This is a genomic window from Oricola cellulosilytica, from assembly GCF_019966575.1.
GTDB lineage: Bacteria > Pseudomonadota > Alphaproteobacteria > Rhizobiales > Rhizobiaceae > Oricola > Oricola cellulosilytica.
Window position 1 is genome coordinate 284,154 of the sequence record NZ_JAINFK010000005.1, and the last position, 20,095, is coordinate 304,248.

Annotated in this window: 20 protein-coding genes and 1 tRNA gene; 10 read left to right on the forward strand and 11 right to left on the reverse strand. The window is 60.5% G+C overall.

Features of this window, described 5'->3' with window-relative positions:
• Positions 1-106: 106 nt before the first annotated feature.
• The 4 genes from LC298_RS13780 to LC298_RS13795 all read left to right on the forward strand — a co-directional run bounded on the left by LC298_RS13780 (position 107) and on the right by LC298_RS13795 (position 2,733).
• Positions 107-595, forward strand: a complete 489-nt coding sequence (locus LC298_RS13780) for a YaiI/YqxD family protein (protein WP_131570672.1) — start codon at positions 107-109, stop codon at positions 593-595.
• Positions 595-1,440, forward strand: a complete 846-nt coding sequence (fghA, locus tag LC298_RS13785; protein WP_131570509.1) for an S-formylglutathione hydrolase — start codon at positions 595-597, stop codon at positions 1,438-1,440. The genes LC298_RS13780 and fghA overlap by 1 nt, the downstream gene beginning before the upstream one ends.
• Before the next feature lie 11 nt (positions 1,441-1,451).
• Positions 1,452-1,835: a helix-turn-helix domain-containing protein gene (locus tag LC298_RS13790; protein ID WP_223385670.1), complete on the forward strand. Its 384-nt coding sequence runs from the start codon at positions 1,452-1,454 to the stop codon at positions 1,833-1,835.
• Positions 1,836-1,896: 61 nt separating this feature from the next.
• Positions 1,897-2,733, forward strand: coding sequence for a class I SAM-dependent methyltransferase (locus LC298_RS13795; protein ID WP_131570505.1), 837 nt, complete (start codon positions 1,897-1,899; stop codon positions 2,731-2,733).
• A 571-nt stretch (positions 2,734-3,304) separates the two neighbouring features.
• Here the strand turns inward: LC298_RS13795 and mnmC2 are convergent.
• Positions 3,305-3,958: a tRNA (5-methylaminomethyl-2-thiouridine)(34)-methyltransferase MnmC2 gene (gene mnmC2 / locus LC298_RS13800; protein ID WP_131570670.1), complete on the reverse strand. Its 654-nt coding sequence runs from the start codon at positions 3,956-3,958 to the stop codon at positions 3,305-3,307.
• A gap of 50 nt (positions 3,959-4,008) precedes the next feature.
• On the opposite strand from mnmC2, the gene LC298_RS13805 reads away from it, so the two are divergent.
• Positions 4,009-5,157 carry an NAD(P)/FAD-dependent oxidoreductase gene (locus tag LC298_RS13805; RefSeq protein ID WP_131570503.1) on the forward strand — a complete coding sequence of 383 codons (1,149 nt, stop codon included), beginning with the start codon at positions 4,009-4,011 and terminating at the stop codon, positions 5,155-5,157.
• On the opposite strand, the gene LC298_RS13810 is transcribed toward LC298_RS13805, so the two are convergent.
• The 4 genes from LC298_RS13810 to LC298_RS13825 form a co-directional block, all read right to left on the reverse strand.
• Entirely contained in the window at positions 5,138-6,679 is a 1,542-nt protein-coding gene (locus LC298_RS13810; RefSeq protein ID WP_131570501.1) for a cryptochrome/photolyase family protein, read from the reverse strand. The genes LC298_RS13805 and LC298_RS13810 overlap by 20 nt on opposite strands.
• Positions 6,680-6,688: 9 nt before the next feature.
• Positions 6,689-7,411 carry an SDR family NAD(P)-dependent oxidoreductase gene (locus LC298_RS13815; RefSeq protein ID WP_131570668.1) on the reverse strand — a complete coding sequence of 241 codons (723 nt, stop codon included), beginning with the start codon at positions 7,409-7,411 and terminating at the stop codon, positions 6,689-6,691.
• A gap of 159 nt (positions 7,412-7,570) precedes the next feature.
• Complete coding sequence (gene tig, locus LC298_RS13820; protein WP_131570499.1) at positions 7,571-9,004, reverse strand: trigger factor; 1,434 nt, start codon at positions 9,002-9,004, stop codon at positions 7,571-7,573.
• An 81-nt stretch (positions 9,005-9,085) separates the two neighbouring features.
• Positions 9,086-9,170, reverse strand: a tRNA-Leu gene (locus LC298_RS13825).
• Between the two features lie 581 nt (positions 9,171-9,751).
• On the opposite strand from LC298_RS13825, the gene LC298_RS13830 reads away from it, so the two are divergent.
• The 5 genes from LC298_RS13830 (at position 9,752) to LC298_RS13850 (ending at position 14,178) form a co-directional block, all read left to right on the forward strand.
• Positions 9,752-9,898: a DUF1127 domain-containing protein gene (locus tag LC298_RS13830; RefSeq protein ID WP_131570497.1), complete on the forward strand. Its 147-nt coding sequence runs from the start codon at positions 9,752-9,754 to the stop codon at positions 9,896-9,898.
• Positions 9,899-10,073: 175 nt separating this feature from the next.
• Entirely contained in the window at positions 10,074-10,361 is a 288-nt protein-coding gene (locus LC298_RS18205; protein WP_428977565.1) for a DUF1127 domain-containing protein, read from the forward strand.
• A gap of 173 nt (positions 10,362-10,534) precedes the next feature.
• Positions 10,535-11,953: a methylenetetrahydrofolate--tRNA-(uracil(54)-C(5))-methyltransferase (FADH(2)-oxidizing) TrmFO gene (gene trmFO / locus LC298_RS13840; protein WP_131570495.1), complete on the forward strand. Its 1,419-nt coding sequence runs from the start codon at positions 10,535-10,537 to the stop codon at positions 11,951-11,953.
• 155 nt (positions 11,954-12,108) lie between these two features.
• The gene (locus LC298_RS13845) at positions 12,109-12,531 is read left to right on the forward strand and encodes an NUDIX hydrolase (protein WP_223385671.1); all 423 of its coding nucleotides are present in this window, start codon (positions 12,109-12,111) and stop codon (positions 12,529-12,531) included.
• Positions 12,532-12,645: 114 nt separating this feature from the next.
• Positions 12,646-14,178, forward strand: a complete 1,533-nt coding sequence (locus LC298_RS13850) for an inorganic phosphate transporter (protein WP_131570491.1) — start codon at positions 12,646-12,648, stop codon at positions 14,176-14,178.
• Between the two features lie 23 nt (positions 14,179-14,201).
• On the opposite strand, the gene LC298_RS13855 is transcribed toward LC298_RS13850, so the two are convergent.
• The 6 genes from LC298_RS13855 to yajC form a co-directional block, all read right to left on the reverse strand.
• Positions 14,202-15,194: a sterol desaturase family protein gene (locus tag LC298_RS13855; protein ID WP_131570489.1), complete on the reverse strand. Its 993-nt coding sequence runs from the start codon at positions 15,192-15,194 to the stop codon at positions 14,202-14,204.
• Complete coding sequence (locus tag LC298_RS13860) at positions 15,194-15,610, reverse strand: hypothetical protein (RefSeq protein ID WP_131570487.1); 417 nt, start codon at positions 15,608-15,610, stop codon at positions 15,194-15,196. Before LC298_RS13860 ends, LC298_RS13855 begins: the two co-directional genes overlap by 1 nt.
• 76 nt (positions 15,611-15,686) lie before the next feature.
• A complete protein-coding gene (locus LC298_RS13865; protein ID WP_158284796.1) occupies positions 15,687-16,502 on the reverse strand; it encodes a phytoene/squalene synthase family protein in 816 nt (271 codons plus the stop codon).
• Between the two features lie 44 nt (positions 16,503-16,546).
• Complete coding sequence (locus LC298_RS13870; RefSeq protein WP_131570483.1) at positions 16,547-16,942, reverse strand: Mth938-like domain-containing protein; 396 nt, start codon at positions 16,940-16,942, stop codon at positions 16,547-16,549.
• A 9-nt stretch (positions 16,943-16,951) separates the two neighbouring features.
• Positions 16,952-19,519: a protein translocase subunit SecDF gene (gene secDF / locus LC298_RS13875; protein WP_131570481.1), complete on the reverse strand. Its 2,568-nt coding sequence runs from the start codon at positions 19,517-19,519 to the stop codon at positions 16,952-16,954.
• Between the two features lie 119 nt (positions 19,520-19,638).
• A complete protein-coding gene (yajC, locus tag LC298_RS13880; protein ID WP_131570479.1) occupies positions 19,639-19,989 on the reverse strand; it encodes a preprotein translocase subunit YajC in 351 nt (116 codons plus the stop codon).
• Between the last annotated feature and the right edge of the window lie 106 nt (positions 19,990-20,095).

The following is a 20,095-nucleotide window of genomic DNA, read 5'->3' on the forward strand; positions in this document are numbered from 1 at the left end:
GATGGTGGACCAAGTCACGGCTGGCCTGCAGCCACTCAAAATCGTCCTCACCGCGGCTCCCTGCGCGGACCACAAAAATTACGGAATGAAGCCACGCGGTCTGTCGATGTCAGAAACGAGAAGCTCCACCATCTACGTCGATGCCGATGCGTGCCCGGTCAAGGAAGAGATCCTGAAGGTGGCCGAGCGGCACGACTTGCCGGTAACGTTTGTCGCCAATGGCGGCCTTCGGCCGTCCCGCGATCCGATGATCCGCAACGTGATCGTGCCCAATTCCGCTGACGCGGCGGACGACTGGATCGCCGAACGCGCCGGACCGGGCGACGTGGTCGTGACACAGGACATCCCGCTTGCGGCCCGGTGCGTCGAAAATGGCGCTCACGTGCTTGGAAATACGGGTCGCGAGCACACGCGCGAGACAATCGGCATGGCCGTCGCCATGCGCGACCTGAAACAGCATCTGCGGGAAACGGGCGAGGACCGGGGGTTTAATCGGGCCTTCACCCGTGACGATCGATCGGTCTTCCTCCAGGCGCTTGATCGCGTATGCCGACGCGCAAAGCGGCAATCGGAAGAAGCGGACAGGAACATTTGATGAAAACAATTTCTGAATCGAGGGCACATGGAGGCATCCAGGGAGTCTACAGCCACGGTGCGATGTCCACTTCATGTGAAATGACGTTCGCGGTCTTCGTACCGCCGCAGGCGAACGATACCCCCTGCCCGCTCGTATGGTATCTGTCGGGGCTCACCTGCACCCATCAAAACGTTATGGACAAGGGGGAATACCGGCGCATGGCGGCGGAACTCGGTCTCGTGATCGTGTGTCCCGATACCAGTCCGCGGGGCGATGATGTCGCCGACGATCCGGATGACTGGCAACTGGGCAAGGGCGCGGGCTTCTATGTCGACGCGACCCGTAAACCATGGTCCGGACACTACCGCATGTACACATACATCACCGAAGAACTGCCCGAGTTCATTGCCGGCCAATTCCCGGTCGACATGGACCGCCAGGCGATCTTCGGCCATTCGATGGGCGGGCACGGAGCGCTGACAATCGCGCTGCGCCATCCCGAACGTTTCCGCAGCTGTTCGGCCTTTGCCCCGATCGTCGCACCCTCGCGTGCCGAATGGGCTCGCAAGGCTTTCACCGCCTATCTCGGCGAAGACGAGGACAGATGGGTCGAATATGACGCCACGCGTCTGGTCGAGAGCGGCAAGTCCTTCAGCGAATTTCTGATCGATCAGGGAGACGCCGACCCCTTCCTCGAAGAAGGTCTCAAGCCCGAGCTCTTTCAAGCCGCATGCCGCAAATCGGGCATCCCTCTGACGCTCCGCATGCAGTCCGGATACGATCATTCCTATAACTTCATCTCGACCTTCATGAACGATCACCTCCGCTGGCACGCCGAGCGGCTCACCGCACCGATAAGATGATGGAACGCACGATGCCCAATGAGAACATGTTCAGCAGCCCGCCCGATGTCGATACGCTCGGAGGGCGCCTCTCCCGTGCGCGTGACGCCAGTGGCATGTCCGCCGCCCAGTTTGCGCGGCGGCTCGGTGTCAAGACGGCGACCGTTCAGGCTTGGGAGTCAGACCGGTCGGAGCCCCGGTCCAGCCGCTTGTCCATGATCGCCGGCATTCTCAATGTCAGCACGCCCTGGCTCCTGCACGGCGTCGGCTCGGCCCCTGCGGACGATCCGCGCAATGATGCGATCGCTGTGCTTCGTGGTCAGGTCAACAAATTGCGGCAGGCGCATGATGAGGCCGGCGCGATCCTTCAGCGCGTTGAAAACGAGCTGGTCCGGCTCCAGCGCCAAGGCGATTGATGCCCCGTATCCGCGGCACCTTTCGTTTCGCAAGCGCGTACGGATCGGTTACGCCGGTCCGATGATCGCCGCGAAGAATTTGAAGCAACTCAGCAAAGTCTATGAGCGCGCCCTCGTTCTTGAAAAGGGAGGCGCGGGCGACGAGGCCGCTGAACTCTACCGCAAATGTCTCGAACTCGATCCGGACGACCACTGCGGCGCCTCTGTCCGCCTGGCGTCGCTGGGCCTTGGCGACCCGCCCGACAAGGCGCCGGACTCCTATGTCGCGATGCTCTTCGACCAGCATGCGGAGGCCTTTGACGATATCCTGACCGGCGATCTGGGCTATGCGGTGCCGATGCAGCTGGCCGAGGTTCTTGCGGCCGACGAAGGCTCGCATTTCAGCCGTATGCTCGATCTCGGCTGCGGAACGGGCCTTTCGGGCATGACACTCGGCCACCTTTGCGATCACGCCACGGGTGTGGATCTGTCGGAGAAGATGATCGATCTTGCCGACGAGCGGGCCTGCTACGACGAACTCTTCGTGAACGAAGCGGTGCATTTTCTCGAGGAGTGGAAGAAGTCCGCTGTTCCAGAGCACAGGCCTTTCGACTTGATTGTCGCGACCGATGTCCTTCCCTATGTCGGAGCATTGGAACCGCTCTTTGCGGGCGCTGCAGCCAATGCCAATCCCGGCGCATGCTTTGCCTTTTCATCCGAGACCCTGCCGGATGAAGCTTTTGCGGGTCATCCATGGCGCGTTACGCCGAACCAGCGCTTTGCCCACCACAGAAATTACCTGAATAAACTTCTTCAGAATCATGGATTCACTCGCATTTCCTCCTTTGAGGCAATCACGGTCCGGATGGAACAGGGTACCCCGATCCCGGGCTGGCTGGTTGTCGCCTGGAGAGAGTGAGACACACTTCCTCATATCCAAGCCTCTCCGTTGCCACGCCGGTTCTTTGTCCCGCCCTTAAGCTCCTCATTTCATTCGTCGCTGGCGGGCCCCTTGGGCGCACCTCTCCATTGCCACGCCCTGTCTCCAGTCTGGCCATTGAACATTCATGGGAAGCGGGCGGTCGTCGTCACGCTTCTATGAATGGTTTGGTGCGATCGGATCGACCGCCCGCCGGCTGCTCACCCGCCTCCCGGCCACGGCTCGCGGTCCCGTAGGACCGGCCGAAAAGCTGAAGGCTAGGGCCCGGCCGTAAGCTCTTGCCAGGCGTGAACCGCACGCCCCAGCCGGCACCGCATCCCTCCGCCTGGCCATCCGGTCCATGAACCCGGCTTCCCGTGGAGGAACGTGCCACAAGTATGCGGGAGGTTTCGGAGGTGTTGATGGAAATCGGGCGGAAAAAATAAAATATCGAGACGGGACAACGAGTTAGAGAAAACCGGGCAAAAAACTTATCAACGTCCCGGAATCCCTCACGCTGGGAGAATGGAATGATCGTCCTCCCTGCTTTCCCCTCGTGAACAGACGCAATTCAAGCGGGCAGCCGGCCGCGGATCATCTCCCGCTTCCCGCCATGGCCGGGCTGCTTTTCAACCGCGAAGCCGGCCGCTCCCAGATTTCGGCGCACCCATCCGGCTGCGGTATAACTGGCGAAGGTGCCACCTGCCGCCGTCTTGTGCGCGACCGCTCTCATCAATTCCGCCGACCACATGCCGGGGTTCCTTGAAGGAGCAAAGCCGTCGAGATACCAGGCGTTCGCCTTACCGTTCCATTTCATCACGCTCTCGAGAGCATCACCGACGACAACGGTGAGCCGCGTGTGGTCGTCCAAGTCCCACTCTTGCGGCGCATCGGACAGGGACGACCAGCGCTCCAGAAGCCTCTCGGCCAGCGGCGCGAGGTCAGACCAAGACGAAAGCGCGCGCCGAATCGCGGCTTCTTCCAGCGGATAGGCTTCAAAGGAAACGAAATGGAGCCTCTGACCGGGCTTCCGGCTCTGCCACCACGCGCGCCAGGTTTCGAGGAAATTCAAACCGGTGCCGAAGCCGAGTTCTCCAATCACGAAAACGGCCGAACCGGACCAACGCTCCGGAAGGCCATTGCCTGCCATGAAGACATGACGGCATTCGGCGCGACCATCCCTTCGAGAATAAAAATGGTCGCCAAAGGTCTCCGAAAACGGCATATCGCCGTCGAGCCACGAAAGCCTGTCTCTTTTCAGTTCAGCCAAAGCACATGCCGTCCGCAGTCAACCCGTCGAATTCACCCGACATCCTTGTGATCGGTAGCGGGATCGTCGGCCTATGGACTGCATATTACGCCGCCCGGCAAGGCGCGTCCGTCAAGCTTCTCGATAAAACAGCGATCGGAGGCGGCGCGAGCGGAGGGCTGCTTGGTGCGCTGATGCCGCACCAGCCGATCAATTGGAGCGACAAGAAGCAATTCCAGCTCGACGGACTGCTCTCGCTGGAAAGTGAAATCGCCGATATTGAGAATCGCACGGGGCTGGGGGCCGGATACCGGCGATGCGGGCGCCTGATGCCTATCCGCAATGCGGAAAAACGCAGGCAAAGCGTACAATGGGCTGATTCCGCCGGGACCGTCTGGCCCCAGCCGTATCGATGGTCCGTTATCGATGACTATTCATCAAAGGATTGGCTACCCGAAACCGAGATGCCGCATGGTGCAAACAGCGACACGCTTTCGGCGCGGGTCGACCCGCGGGCGTTGGTGTCGGCGCTTGCAGCGGCAGTGGCCAACATGCCGAGCGCCGAACTGGAAATCGGTCGCGAGGTTGCCGCCATCGGCGCGGACGGAACCGTCTCGCTCAGTGACGGAACGGCCATGGACGCGGGCCACGCAATCCTCACAGCGGGTGCGTCGAGCTTCGATCTCCTCATGCCGTTCTCTACAGCGGTTGCCGGGCGCGGCGTCAAAGGCCAGGCCGCGTTGCTGAAACCCGCCCGTCCGGTCGACCCCGCCTTGCCGATCCTCTACGACAACGGCACCTATGTGGTGGCCCATGACAGCGGTCTCGTGGCGGTCGGTTCGACATCGGAGAACGATTTCGAGAGCGCCGGAATGACGGACGCCAAGCTCGATGAGGTTATCACGAAGGCACGGACGCTCTGCCCAGCCCTCGAAGGGGCAGAGGTCACCGAGCGGTGGGCCGGCTTGCGCCCCCGCGCTACCGGACGCGACCCGCTTGTGGGCCTCGTTCCCAGTGCGAAAAACCTTCTTGTGGCGACGGGCGGGTTCAAGATCAGCTTTGCGATCGCCCATTTGATGGCGAAAGCTGCCGTCGCTCTTGCGGACGATCGGGAGCCAGACTTTTTGCCCGACGCGTTTGCTCCGGAAAATCGGCTCACACCTCGTTCCGCCTGAGCGCGCGAAAAAACCGCTCGCTGTCGTGCTTCACCGCGTCGATCTTCTCTCCAGTCATCTTGCCAAGCGTCCCATAGACCATGCCCATGCGATGATTGTCTTCCAGGCTCTCCCGGTTCTCGATCAAGAAGTTCCAGTAAAGATAATTGAACGGGCACGCCTTCTCGCCGTTCTTTTTCTTCACATTGTAGCGGCAGTTGCCACAGTAGTCCGACATCCGGTCGATATAGGCCCCCGACGCGGCGTATGGCTTCGACGCGACCACCCCTCCGTCGGCGTAGAGGATCATGCCCACCACGTTGGGCATCTCCACCCACTCATAGGCGTCCTGATAGACAAGAAGATACCACTCTTGCACCTGCTTCGGGTCGAGCCCGGCAAGAAGTGCGAAATTGCCGATCACCATCAATCGCTGGATGTGGTGCGCGTAGGCGTTTTCCCTCGTCTCGGTGATGGACTGACGCAGACAGTTCATGTCCGTTTCTCCCGTCCAGAAGAAATCTGCCAGATCGCGCCGGGCATTCAGTGCATTCTCGTCGCCATAGCCCGGCATCTTGAGCCAGTAGATACCCCTCATATATTCGCGCCAGCCAATGATCTGGCGGACGAACCCCTCAACAGCATTGAGCGGCGCACGGCCGTCGCGAAACGCCTTCTCGGCCTTCTCGCAACACTCCCGCGGATCGAGCAATCCGCAATTGATCAGCGCGGACAGATGCGAATGGAACATCAGCGCCTCCCCCTGTTTCATCGCGTCCTGCCAGGTGCCGAAACCGGGGAGCGCCTCATCGACGAACCAGTTGAGGTAGTAAAGCGCCTGGCGGCGCGTGACGGGATAATTGAATGGTTCGAGGTCCCCGAAATGATCGCCGAAGCGGGCGCCGACCAAGGTCAGCACGTCCTCGGTGACGTCATCGAGCGAAAAGTCCGGCCTGTCCGGGAAAGTCGCGTTCTCCGGCAGCGGTTCACGATTCTCCTTGTCGTAGTTCCACCGCCCTCCCTCCGGTTCACCGGCGGCGTCCATGAGGTAGCCGGTCTTCCTGCGCATCTCGCGGTAAAAGAGCTCCATGCGGAGTTCCTTGCGGTCCTTCGCCCACTCGGCAAACTCTTCCCTCGTGGCCATGAAACGGTCGTCGGGCAATATCTCTACGTCGACGCCGGTCTCGTGCGCCCAGCCCTGCTGCATCTTCAGGACCCGGTATTCCGACGCTTCGGTTGTGACGACTCGCTCGGCGCCGTGACGCTTCACCGCCCGCTTCAAAGCCTGCGTGAAGGAGATCGCGGTTCCGTCGGCGTCCTCGAACCTGAGATAGTCGACTGTTTGCCCGTCCTCTTCGAGTTCGGCCGCGAAATGCCGCATGGCCGAGAACAGAAATGCGATCTTCTTCTTGTGATGACGCACATAGGTCGCCTCCTCGGCCACCTCGCACATCACGATGACATCGCTTTCGCAGAGATCGCGGAGGCTCGGCAAATCGCGTGAAAGCTGGTCGCCCAGCACAAACCGCAGGGTTTTGCCCATAGGCCTGGCTTACCCCTTTGGACGGAGCGTGGAGCGCCCGCCATCGACACCGATCACCTGACCTGTGATCCAGCCTCCGGCGGGGGTCAGCAACACCTCTGCGAGCGCCGCCAGATCCTCCGGCCGCCCAACGCGCGGGATCGCGTGCATGCCGGCGATCGCCTTTGCCATCTGCTCCGACGACGTCACCGCTTTGGACAAGCCCGTGTCAACAAGGCTCGGGGCAATCGCATTCACGCGGACATGCGGCGCCAATTCCGTCCCAAGCGCCCGTACGAGGCCCTCCACGGCACCCTTCGCCATTGAAACGGATGCGTGCGCGGCAAACCCCTGGGAAACGGCAATCGTCGAAAAGAGCAGCACCGAGCCGCCCTCCCCGGCCTTGAGCGCGTCGAGTGACGCCTGAATCGCATTTACGGCACCGAGGGCATTGATGCGGAAATCGTTCAGGAAGTCGTCATCGCTCAGGCGCTTGAGGGGCTTAAGGTTGATCGTGCCGGGCGCATAGACCAGTCCCGCGAGGTCCGCTCCCGCCTCATCCGCGATGCGTGAGATGTCGTCGGCGTTCAGGACATTACCAATGCTGTACGTCGCACCAAGCTCGGAAGCCAGAATGTCCAAGGCGTCCCCATTGCGGCCCGTCAGATGCAGTGCGGCGCCCGCGGATGCCAACCGGCGCGCGATCGCACTCCCGATCCCGCCATTTGCGCCATAGATCAGATACTTGCCCATTACCGCCTCTATCGAACCCATCCGCCTCCGGCCCCCCAATGTCCGCGGATCGTCTGAACGAGTAACTAGGCCCCGATATGTGGCTTCAACCCTGAAACGCAAAAACCGGCCGCAGCTTCTGCTGTCGGGCGGTTTGAACCGAGCACATGCAGTTTGGGCTTAGCTCTCTGCGTCGGCCTTTTTTTTCTTCGGCGCGGCTTTCTTCTTGGCAGCGGGCTTCTTCTTCGCCGGCGCAGCTTTCTTGGTTTCGGTCGCCTCCTCGTCATCGGCCATCAGCTCTTCCTTGCTGACGGTCTTGTCGGTAACCGAAACCTGCTCGAGCAGGTGATCGACGGTCTTCTCTTCGAAAATCGGCGCGCGCAGGTTCGCGACGGCATCCGGGTTGCCCTTGAAGAATTCGAAGACTTCCTTCTCCTGACCCGGGTACTGACGCACCTGGTTCATCACGGCCTGCTGCAGTTCCTGCTCGCTGACCTCGATGCCCGCCTTCTCGCCGATCTCGGAGAGAACCAGCCCGAGGCGCACCCGGCGCTCGGCCAGACGCATATATTCCTCGCGCGCTTCCTCTTCGGTGGTGTCCTCGTCTTCGAAGGATTTCTTGGCCTGCTCCAGATCGTTGGTGATCTGGGCCCAGATATTGTTGAACTCCGCATCGACCAGTTTCGACGGTGAGTCGATCTTGTACTGCTCGTCCAGAGCGTCGAGAAGCTGGCGCTTCACCTTCTGGCGGGTGACATTCCCGTACTGGCTTTCAATCTGCTCGCGAACGACCTCGCGAAGGCGTTCCGCGCTTTCCAGACCGAGCTTCTTGGCAAGTTCGTCGTCGATGACGATCTCGCCGGCGCTTGCGACCTGCTTCACCTTGACGTCGAAAACGGCGTCCTTGCCGGCGAGGTGCGCGGCACCGTAATCGTCCGGGAAGGTCACCTTGACCTGCTTTTCGTCGCCGGCCTTTGTCCCGACGAGCTGATCCTCGAAGCCGGGAATGAACTGGTTCGAGCCGAGCACCAGCTTGGCGTCCGTGTCGGTCCCGCCTTCGAATGCTTCGCCGTCGACCTTGCCGGCGTAGTCCATGGTGACCTGGTCGCCATTTTCCGCCTTGCCCTTCTTGGGCTCGTATTCGACGGCCGACTGGGCGATCCGCTTGACCTGCTCCTCGACTTCCTCATCCAGGATCTCGACGACTTCCCGCGTCACCTTGATCGAAGAGAAATCCTTGATCTCGATCGGCGGGATGACCTCGTATTTCAGCGAGAATTCGAAATCGGCGTCACCGGTAAGAACCTTCTCGGCTTCCTTCTCGTCCTCGGTCATGTCGACTTCGGGCTGCGTCGCGGATTTCTCGCCGCGGTCCGAAAGAACCGAGCGCGGCGTCTCGTTCAGGATTTCGTTGACGATCTCGGCCATGAACGACCGGCCGTACATCTTGCGCAGATGCGCGACAGGGACCTTTCCGGGCCGGAATCCGTTGAGACGGACCTTGCCCTTGGCATCCTCGAGGCGTTCGCCGAGCCTGGACTGGAGATCCGCCTTGGGAACGACGATCTTGATTTCCCGTTTCAGCCCTTCATTGAGGGTCTCGCTAACCTGCATTGTTCAACCTTCGTTTCTCTACCGCCCGTTTGGCGACATGCCGTCAAGCAAATCGCGCCGTTTGCCTTGCCGGCGGTGTGGTGGTGCGGATAGAGGGAGTCGAACCCCCACGCCTTGCGGCGCTGGAACCTAAATCCAGTGCGTCTACCAGTTCCGCCATATCCGCAGTGTTCGTGGACATGACAGGGCATGCCGCTTGATCGGGCGTCTATATCACCGCTCGCGCACCGATCAATGAAAAAATCCGCGCATTCGCGGCGAAACAGGGCTGTCTCGATCAAAACAGGCGTTCAGTATAAAGCGTTTCGCCCTCCTGGCGAAGCCCCTTGCTGCGCCCGGCCGTTCCCGCCGAACGCAACGACGACTTCCGTGATAGCGCCTTCGCGCATCCTATCCAGACCGCATCGGAGTTGGCCGGTAGTCCGGGCCGCCTTCGCACCATTCGAAGCGCCGCCACCTGCCCCTGCGTCACGGCGCAAGTTATCTGCCGTTGGCGGCATCGATAACGCCGCGTTTTTGCCAATCATCGACTTGACGCTCGATCAACGTTGCCAAACGGAAGCTCTCTCATTTCAACTGCTTAGCACATGGCCGAAGCATTTTGAGGTCCGCAGTTACGCCCGGCATTGTGCGATGCACAATTGCATGGGTGCTATGCGTTTTCACGTCTTATCATATTCGACAGGGCGACTATCTTCCGGTCACAACAAAACAAAAAAATGACCAACCAAGAACGAGACTAAGAAGATGAATATCGCACGCTCTTTCAACGAATGGCGCCGTTACCGCGCGACGTATAACGAACTGACACGCCTTTCCAGCCGTGAACTGAACGACCTCGGCATCAACCGCGGCGACATCCCGTTCATCGCACGCAAGGCATCGCGCGTCTGAAGCACCGACGAAATTCCGTCCGGACCGATCCTCCTCCCCGGTCCGCGCGGATTTAAGGGACGCGGCCCTATCCTCCTCCCGGGGTTCGCGTCACCGAAATGAGACACCCGCTGCTCCTCCCGCAGCGGGTGTTTTCGTATGCCCCGCAGGGGGTACCTCGAATATCGCGGCCAACATGAAACGTATGGCGCACTGCATCGTATGCATGGCAGCTTTGCTGAAACGGGCCTTATCAAATCGTTTGAAACCCTTATCTTGCAAGCATAACGAAAACGAAAAGACCACCGAAGCAGCCCAACCGAGAAAGGATCTGACTATGAACCTCGCACGCTCCTTCAACGAATGGCGCCGCTACAACGCGACGCGCGCGCAGCTCAACCGCCTCAGCAGCCGTGAACTTGAAGATATCGGCATGAACCGCGGCGATATCACGGAAGTTGCCCGCAAGGCGGCTCGCATCTGAGAGCACTGAATTCCGGGTGAACCGTTCCTCCTCCCCGGTTCATCTGGCTGACGGGGCGCAGCCCGACCTCCCTCCCAAGGCCCGCGCCATCCGTAACAGACACCCGCTGCTCCTCCCGCAGCGGGTGTTTTCGTTTCTTGAAGCAGGCTGCCGAAAGCGGTATTTCCGGTCCCATGTCTCATTCCCCGGTTCATATCATTGGCGGCGGGCTCGCCGGATCGGAAGCCGCGTGGCAGATCGCCGCCACGGGCGTTCCGGTCATCCTCCACGAAATGCGTGGCGTTCGCGGCACCGACGCTCACAAGACCGATGGGCTGGCGGAGCTTGTTTGTTCCAACTCGTTCCGCTCGGATGACTCCGAGCACAACGCGGTCGGGCTGATTCATGCCGAAATGCGCGCCTCCAACTCGCTCATCATGCGCTGCGCGGATGCCAACCAGGTGCCCGCTGGTGGGGCGCTTGCCGTTGATCGGGATGGATTTTCCGATGCGGTGACGCAGGCCATCGCGTCGCATGACCTGATCGACATCGTTCGCGAGGAAGTCACCGGACTCCCGCCCGCCGAATGGGATCAGGCGATCATCGCGACGGGCCCTCTGACGGCTCCCAGCCTTGCGGACGCGATCGCCAAGGCTACCGGCAGTGATGCGCTCGCCTTCTTCGACGCCATAGCGCCGATCGTCCATTTCGAGAGCATCGACATGCAGACCGCATGGTTTCAGTCGCGTTACGACAAGCCAGGACCGGGAGGAACGGGCAAGGATTACATCAACTGCCCGTTGAACGAGTCGCAATACAACGCGTTTGTCGACGCCCTTATCGCCGGCGATACGACCGAGTTCAAGGAGTGGGAAGGCACGCCCTATTTCGACGGGTGTCTGCCGATCGAGGTGATGGCCGAACGTGGCCGTGAGACCCTTCGCCATGGCCCGATGAAGCCAATGGGCCTCACCAATCGTCACAATCCGCACGAAAAGCCCTACGCAGTTGTGCAATTGCGTCAGGACAACGCTCTCGGCACGCTATACAACATGGTCGGGTTCCAAACGAAGCTCCGCTACGGCGCGCAAGCGGAAATCTTCCGCATGATTCCGGGTCTTGCCAAAGCGGAATTCGCACGTCTGGGCGGCCTGCACCGCAACACCTATCTCAACTCGCCAGTTCTGCTTACACCGGATTTGCAGCTTAAGGGTCGCCCGGGGCTCCGGTTCGCGGGTCAGATCACTGGCTGCGAAGGCTACGTGGAATCCGCCGCGATCGGTCTTCTGGCGGGCCGCTTCGCCGCTTCAGACCGCCTCGGGAAACACAAGGCTTTGCCGCCAACGACCACCGCATTCGGCGCGCTCCTGAACCACATTACCGGCGGACACATCGTTAGCGACGACGAAAAGAAGCGTTCATTCCAGCCAATGAACGTCAATTTCGGACTTTTTCCGCCGCTGGAGCCGGGCGCGCTGAAGAAACCTGAGGGCCATGTGGGCCGCTGGCGCGGAAAGGAAAAGGCGGTCGCCAAGAAAAAGGCCATCACGGACCGGGCAAAACGCGATCTCCAAGAATGGATGTCTGGCGGTGCAGTAATGGCCGCTGAATAAGCTCCGTACCGGGAACGTTCGGCAATATCCCCTCCTCTTAACGCTTCGCCTTTTTTCGCGAATCGTCCCATATATTGGGAATGGGCCGACGAAAGAACAAAGTATCTCTCCTCAGGCGGGCATCTCATGCTTTCAAGATGCCGGCGATACTGACCATGCCTCCGCGAGTCCAGTATGGCGCCCTACCCTGGCGCATGACGAACGGCACAATGGATGTCATGCTGGTTACCAGCCGAGGAACCGGTCGCTGGATAATTCCCAAGGGCTGGCCGATCGAAGGCTATTCTTCGGCCCGGACCGCCGCGCAGGAAGCGTACGAGGAAGCCGGTTTGGTCGGCGAGACAAGCGATCAACCGATCGGATCATATCGCTACATGAAAACCCGCGAGGAAGGCGCGTCCGTGGAGTGCGTGGTCCATGTTCACGCCTTGCAGGTTACCGAACAACGCGATGATTGGCCCGAGAGCGCCGAACGCAACACGATCTGGTTTCCCCGCAATGACGCCGCCCAGCGCGTCGACGAGCCGGAGTTGAGCGAAATCATTTTGAGATTCGCGCCGCCCTCTCCCCTCGGCTGACCAGCGGAGCCAATCTTTTCTAGATATCCCGCGTTTTCGGCGCTGATTCGGATTTTGCGTCTGTTCCTTGGCACGAGCCATTGCTAGAGACGGCGCAATCGCAGGGAACCTTTCATGAAAATCTCTACCGACACGGCCAAGAAGCCAACTCTCGACAAGGACCTCGACAAGATCGTTCGCATCGAGGAAGCCGCCGGCTTTGTTTCGCGCGGCTTCGCTGGCCCCGGCCTCGCGCTTCTGTTTCTCGCCGCTGCCGCCATTTTCGCCGCTCTCTACATCGGCGCGGGGCAAAGTGGCCTTTTCATCGTAATCGCAGCCGTCCTTGGCGGCTATATGGCGCTCAACATCGGCGCGAACGATGTTGCGAACAATGTCGGACCCGCTGTTGGCTCGCGCGCCTTGACGATGGTGGGAGCGTTGTTGATCGCTGCCGTATTCGAGAGCGCCGGTGCGCTCATTGCAGGCGGCGATGTGGTCGGAACCATTTCCAAGGGAATAATCGATCCTGCGAGCGTTGCGAGCCCTGACACCTTCATCTGGGCAATGATGTCCGCGCTTATCGCCTCAGCGCTCTGGGTAAATCTTGCGACGATCATAGGCGCGCCGGTTTCCACCACGCACTCCGTCGTCGGAGGCGTGATGGGCGCCGGTATTGCCGCGGCGGGTTTCGGCGCCGTTAACTGGCCGATGATGGGAACCATCGCAGCGAGTTGGGTGATCTCGCCCGTGCTGGGCGGTGTCATCGGCGCGATGTTCCTCGCGTTCATCAAGGTCATGATCATCTATCGGGACGACAAGATTGCCGCTGCCAGGCGCTGGGTCCCCGTACTCCTGGCGATCATGGCCGCAGCGTTCGCCGGCTATCTGGCGATGAAGGGACTGAAAAAAGTCGTATCCCTGAGCGGATGGCAGATCCTTGCAATCGGGGCAGTCGCGGGATTGGCCACATATTTCGGTACGAAACCGCTCATCTTCCGGCAATCCGAGGGTATGGAAAACCGCAATCAGTCCTTGCGAACACTCTTCCATATTCCGCTGATTTGCTCGGCAGCACTCCTTTCCTTCGCGCACGGGGCAAATGACGTCGCGAACGCCGTCGGTCCACTCGCTGCGATCGTCCACACAGCCGAGGCAGGCGAGGTTCTCGCCAAAGTCTCGATTCCGTTTTGGGTAATGCTGATCGGCGCGGCCGGAATATCGATCGGGCTTGTTCTATTTGGGCCACGCCTTATCCGGATGGTCGGAGAACAGATTACCCGGCTCAATCCCATGCGGGCTTATTGCGTCGCGCTTTCCGCGGCCATCACCGTCATTATCGCGTCATGGCTGGGGCTGCCGGTTTCCTCGACCCATATTGCCGTTGGGGCTGTGTTCGGCGTTGGCTTTTTCCGCGAGTGGTTCACGTCGCGCTCCAGCCACCGGCGCGAATACCTGGCTCGGAAATATGAGCGTGGCCGAAAGGAAAACAACCAAGCCGAGGCCGGCGAGCAACCACGTCGCAATGGCATGGCGCCGGAAGAATCTCGCCGCCGCGTTCTCGTCCGGCGGGCGCATTTCACGACCATCGTAGCGGCGTGGGTCATTACGGTGCCAGCAGCTGCGCTTCTTTCAGCGGCAACGTTTCTCGTGCTCAACACACTCTTCTAAAGGCGGCAATACCGGCGTCCGCCTCACTCGCCAGGCGCAAGCGCAGGGTTCGCCACCGTCGGTCTGCCGCTGCGGGGGAGCCCGGGCTTCCCGGCTTCATCCGGATGCAAACGGACGTAATCCGCCTTCAATGCCTCGGAGCCCTTGCGGCTGCCGTCATGGCTCCAACCGGGTGGCATGAACAGATAGCCGAGCCGCTGGCGCAACGTCAGGCCGGACGAGAACGCGTCTTTGAACATGGCGACCCATTCGTGGAACGCCACCTTCACCGGATTGAAGGTGCCAATATTCCGAACGATCCCGTAGCGCGGGACGTCTTCCTGGAGTTCCTCCACGAAAGAGCCGAACATCCGGTCCCAGATGATGAGCGTGCCTGCGTAATTCGCATCGAGATAACGCGGATTGGTTGCGTGGTGGACGCGATGATGGGACGGCGTGTTGAAGATCAGCTCGATCGGCTTCCACATTTTGCCGATCGCCTCGGTATGGATCCAGAATTGGTAGACAAGATTCAGTCCTCCGACAAAGGCGATCAAAACCGGATGAAAGCCGATCAGGACCAACGGAACACGCAAGATGAACATTCCGGTGAACGTGCCGGTCCAGCTTTGCCGCAATGCCGTTGAAAGATTGTAATGTTGGGAGGTGTGATGATTGACATGCTCTGCCCACACCCACCGCGAGCGATGCGCAATGCGATGATACCAATAATAGCGTAAATCATCGAGCAGGAAACAAAGCAGCACCGCCCACCAGGAAAAGCCGAAATCGTAGATGCGGTACTGCCACGCCCACATCAGGACCGCAAAGGCGACGAAACCGACCAACAGGCCGGAAACCACGTTTCCGGTTCCCATCAATAACGAAGTCAGCGTATCGCGGGTCTCGAAACCCGCCTTCTTCTCTGCACGCGACAGCTTGAGGTAGAGAAGCTCGGCAAGGATCGCGATGATGAAGAACGGGATCGCGATCTGTGTCACGTCGGGATAGTCCGGGATAAGCTCGCTTAGGTTCATCAGGCTGCCTTCTCTTGCGCATCAGCGAAAAGACCTGCCACGGTCCCGGCCGTCCTCGCATCTTCGAATGCCAGCCGCACGCGCGGCAATGTAAAGTCGCGGGTCATGAGTTCGACGATGCGCCCATCGGCCGTGGCCACCATCTCTCCGCAGGTAACCAGCCGGGTCAGTTGTTTGCTCCCCAACACATGCACGAGCCCGATGTGACCGTCGGCAAGTTCGAGAACCACGTCTCGCCCATCGCTTGAAACGTGGCCCTCATGAACCACCGCTTCGGGAAAATCGATCTTGAACCGGGAGATCGCTTCCGCGGCGGTAGCAAACTTCACCGCAGCACTGCCGCCGCTCAAATGTACCGAAAGAACGATAACAGCTATGCCGATAGCGACCACTGCAACAAGTACCGGCAGGCTCACGCGATCCTCCAGACGCTCCCATTCCCGAACAAATCCTAGCGTTTTTGACGTTGACGTCAAAGTAATTTGTTGAGATCTACGGCCCGATGGCGCGGCGCAATATCCGCCACTGTGCCGTCAATGGGGAGAGCCCCGCCGTTCCGGCGGAGACCCTACCCGGCCTCCTTTCGATCCTGGCCAATGTCGGCTTGACGATCGCGAGCGGAAGGAAGGCTGGCTTAACGAGCGGGTCGAGCTTCGCGAGCGCCATCTCGGCCCTGGTCAAATGGTCACGGGCAAGCGCCGTCATCATGGCGACAACACGTCCGGCCGCCTCGGCGTCCTCGCCCTTCAACCAGGTTTCCTTATCGGTTCCCGCAGCAGCCAGAAACTCCTCGGGCACGAACACTTGCTGGTAACGGCGGTGAAACACCGTACGGCGAAGAATGCCGGTCAGCCCGAAAGTGACACCAGCATGGCCGGCGGCATCGGAAGAGCCCGGGTCGCCGCCGTCCATCAGGATCTGCGCCGAGAGTTGAAACAGCACCGACACCGTTTCTCCCAGATACCCTTCAAGGCTCGTCTGGTCGGGCATCGGATCATTGTAGAGATCGAAAATGCGCGCCTCGAGAAGGTTCGCCAGCGCGCTTTGCGGCAGCCTGTAGCGCGTAATCGCCCGCTGCAGGGCCGCTCCCACCGGATGCTGCATCGCTTCGGCCGCTCGGTCGCCGGAAATCGCGTCGCGCCACCATTGAAGCCGGATCTCGCCCGGCATCGGTTCAGACACGATCTCCCTGATGCGGCTCGTCTCGAGATTGAAGGCAAAGAGCGCCGCCAGCCCCGGCCGTCTGGATTCCGGTGAATAGAGCACCGTCAGATAGCGCTCCCGGTCACCCTCGCGGAGCAGACCCATGCAATATTCGAAGTTATCCGGCATATCTGACAAGCTGAAGCCGTTCAGGCCGCGTCCACAGCGATCAGCGCCGCAGCAACCGCCCGGTCCTCCGCAAGCAGGACATTGTAGGTGCGCACGGCAGAGCCCGTGCTCATCGGCTCCGCCATGATCCCGCTCTCGCGCAACCGCGCCTGCAGGGCCGGATCAAGTCGGCGCAAGTCATGCCCGGTTCCAACCAGAAGAACTTCGATCTGCGAAGACTGATCGAACACGGATTGCAGGCTCGTGGCGGTGATGTCCGCAGCATCCGTCACATCCCAGCCGTGGACGCCGGACGGAAGGCAAAGGATCGAGCCGCGATGTGACATCTCCGCAAATCGAAAACCGCCCGAACCATACGCATCGATCGGCGCACGGCCGGGGAAATGCGCCTCGCGAATTTCGATGCCCTTCGCCAACCGACGCGCCTAGCCGGCGTCCAGATCGACGGCCTGGGTGCGCGCGGTCGCCGCCTTTTCGCTGTCGTCCCGGTCAAGGGCGCCGGGCCGGAGCTTGAACAGGATGAGCAACGGCGCGGCGATAAACACGGACGAGTAGGTCCCAACGACGACACCGAAGATCATGGCCGCCACGAACGACCGGAGCACTTCGCCTCCAAAGAAGAACAACGCCAGCAACGCCAGGAGCGTGGTCAGAGAGGTCAGGATGGTGCGCGGCAAGGTCTGGTTCATCGATAGGTCGAGCAGATCCGGCAGAGCCATCTTCTTGTAACGCCGGAGATTTTCACGCACCCGGTCGTATACGACCACCGTATCGTTCAGTGAATAGCCGACGATGGTCAGAATGGCCGCGATACTGGAGAGATTGAACTCGAGCCCCGTGACCACGAACATTCCGATCGTCAACAGCACATCGTGCGTCGTTGCGACGATCGCGCCGATTGCAAACTGCCATTCGAACCGCAGCCAGATGTAAACAAGGATGGCGAGCAGAGCTGCCAGAACCGCTATCGTGCCCGCCTGAGCAAGTTCACCGGACACCGTCGGTCCGACGACTTCGACCCGCCTGAATTCGTAGTCGCTCTCCAGCTCGCCGCGCACCTTGGTGATTACGGTCTGTTCGGCGTTCTCGCCAGCGCCCTGCGATTCCACGCGGATCAGAACATCGCGGTCCGAGCCGAAGCCTTGCACCTGAACGTCGCCGAGATTTAGGCTGGACAGCCGCGAACGGATGTCGCCCGTGTCGGCGACGGCCTCTTTGGATTGTACCTCGATGAGTGACCCGCCCTTGAAATCGATGCCGAGGTTCATGTTGACGGTCGCGAACAGAGCCATCGAAACAAGTACTACGAGCGCCGACGCGGTGAACGTCATCCTGCGCAGCCACATGAAGCGTATAGCCGTCCCGCTCGGCACCAGCGTTATTGGAGCTTTCGGCAGTTCTTTCGGCTTCTGGCGGCGTACCCAGAACGCGATCATCCAGCGGGTCAACACGAATGCGGTGAAAACCGTGGTGACGATACCGATGGCCAACGTGACGGCGAAGCCGCGGATCGGGCCGGAACCCAGGTAGAACAGGATGACGGCCGCGATCAGTGTCGTCACGTTTGCGTCGATGATCGTCGTCAGCGCGCGCTGGAATCCGGTGTCGATGGCCTGAATGACCGAGCGCCCACCTGCCCTTTCCTCGCGTATTCGCTCAAAGATAAGCACATTTGAATCGACCGCCATGCCCACTGTGAGCACGATACCGGCAATGCCGGGCAATGTGAGCGTGGCGCCCAGTCCGGAAAGAACTGCGATAACAAGAATGACGTTCACGATCAGGGCGATATTGGCGATGAACCCGAGAAAGCCGTAAGCGAGGAACATGAACGCGACGACGAGGATCGAACCGATGATGCCGGCAATTTCGCCCGCGGCGATCGAATCCGCGCCAAGGCTCGGCCCGACGGTGCGTTCCTCGACGAAGGTCGGAGTGAGCGGCAATGCACCTGCGCGCAAGAGGATCGCGAGGTCGTTGGCGCCCTCGACGGTGAAGTTCCCGCTGATCTGCCCGGAACCGCCCAGGATTGGCTCGCGGATCACCGGCGCCGAAATCACCTGATTGTCCAGCACGATGGCGAAGGGACGACCGACATTTTCCTGCGTCGCCCGGCCAAAACGTTGCGCACCGGTCCCGTCGAAACGGAAGCTGACGATCGGCTCGTTGGTGCGCTGGTCGAACGCCGCTTGCGCATCTTCGAGATTTTCGCCAGTCACGATCTCGCGTGTTTCGAGAAGATACGGCACCGGCGGGTCGTCCGTGGAGAACATCACTTCAGTTCCTGCTGGAGGACGCCCATTGAGTGCATCCTCCACCGGCGTCGAGACGTCTACCATCTGGAAGGTCAGCCGCGCCGTCGTGCCAATCAGCTCCTTCAACCGCTCAGGATCGTCAAGGCCGGGAACCTGAACCAGGACACGGTCCGTGCCCTGCCGCTGGATGACTGGTTCGGTCGTTCCGAGTTCATCGACGCGCCCGCGGATCACCTCGACGGTCTGCGCGACCGCCTGCGCCATGCGATAATCCAGCCCGTCATCCGTGATTTCCACATGGAAAAGGCTCGGCTCCGGCTCGGTAATGACAATTTCCCGCACGATACCGCCACCCAGAAGGCCGGCGGCAACCGGCTCCGTCAACGGATCTAGAATTTCTCGGGCCTGCGCGACATCGCCGGTATCGCGAATCCGAACCGTGACGTTTTGGCCGCGACCGCTAAGGCCGGTGTAGCCGATGCCTTCCGCCCTCAGCAGGCGCCGCACTTCGTCGCGCACCGACTCCAGTCGAGCCTCGACGAGTTCCTTCCGATCCAGCTTCAGCTGGAGATGAACGCCGCCCTGCAAGTCGAGGCCAAGCGCCAGCTTGCTCTGCGGCAGAAATGAAGGGAACGACTGGAGGGCCGTATTCGAAAACAGGTTCGGCAGCGCGAACAGGATGCCTGCCAGCACCGCAAGCCAGATCAAAACGGTCTTCCACGGAGAAAAATAAAGCATATCGTTCCTGGTTTCGTCAGCTGATACGACGACACCGCTTATCAGCGGAAATCACGGCTTACATACGGCGCGGGCTCACGCCGCTGGCAGAAAATCGCGAGCAGCGGCTCCCTGGTGCGTTATTTCTTGCCTGCGTCGTTGGCTGCCACCGGCTCGCCCTTGACCCGGACTTCGGCGACCATCGCCCGCATCACACGGATCTTCGTGTTCTGGGCGATCTCCACCTCCAGCTCATGATCGTCGATGACTTTGGTCACCTTGCCGAGAATGCCGCCGCCGGTAACGACCGTGTCGTTCCGGCGGATCGCCTTGAGCATTTGATCGCGCTTTTTCATCTGCGTGCGCTGAGGCCGGATAATGAGGAAATACATGATCACGAAAATCAGCAGAAACGGCAAAATGCTCATGATGATGTCGGCACCGCCGGCCGAACCACCGGCGGCCTGCGCATAAGCGGGGGTTACGAACATGAAAAACTCCGTGAATGCGTGCATACGCACGCCTTGAAAATTTGCCGCGAATATAGTCAGCAGAAGGGCCATTGCAACCAAAAGCGGAGCCCGTCTCCGGGGCACG